The sequence below is a fragment of the Oleiphilus sp. HI0079 genome, assembly GCF_001635105.1.
Genome location: NZ_LWFT01001137.1, coordinates 1 through 700 on the forward strand (window position 1 = coordinate 1; position 700 = coordinate 700).

The 700-nt window shown below is 49.7% G+C and carries 1 protein-coding gene; it reads right to left on the reverse strand.

All coding sequences use genetic code 11. The features are described from left to right. Positions 1-700, reverse strand: a 700-nt coding sequence (locus A3750_RS20060; RefSeq protein ID WP_156498779.1) for a sulfatase-like hydrolase/transferase, incomplete at both ends; no start/stop codon positions are given.

A 700-nucleotide genomic window follows, 5' to 3' on the forward strand; every position in this document is an offset into this window, starting at 1 on the left:
CGTCTAGATGCGCCTTAAAGCCTTCATAACCTTTCAGCATTTTCTCTTTCAGGTCGGCAGGACCGCCCGCTGCTGCAACAAGTGTCGGTAACCAATCCATGCCATCAAAAATACCATTTCCAACAGATCCCTCAGGAATCTTACCAGGCCAGCTCACTAAGGCAGGCGCTCTTACACCACCTTCCCATGTTGTGCCTTTCTCTCCGCGATAAGGCGTCATTCCGCCATCTGGCCAAGTCATAATCTCTGGGCCATTATCTGCGGTAAATATGATGATGGTGTTGTCAGCAATACCTAGCTCCTCTATTTTGGCGAGCATCTCTCCGACATGGTCATCGAGGTCCTTCATAACGACTTCTTGCAGGCCCCAACCATTTTGTCCAAGCATGGCTTCGTACTTAGGAGATAAGTGCGTCCATACGTGGCCACGAGACGGACAATACCAGGTGAAGAACGGCTTCTTCGCCTCAACTGCGCGCTCAATAAAGTTGATAGTGTGCTTGTTCACTTCGTCGTCTAAGGTGCGCATTCGCTCGATAGATAGCACGCCGTCATCCTTGATGGTCTGGCCACCTTTACTGTCTGATTTTGCATGAATCACATTGCGCGGAGCGAAATCATCCAACGAGCCATCTTTTGGCCAATCTGGGTCTTCGGTGTATTCCATTGCATTTAGGTGGTACAACCAACCCCAGTATTC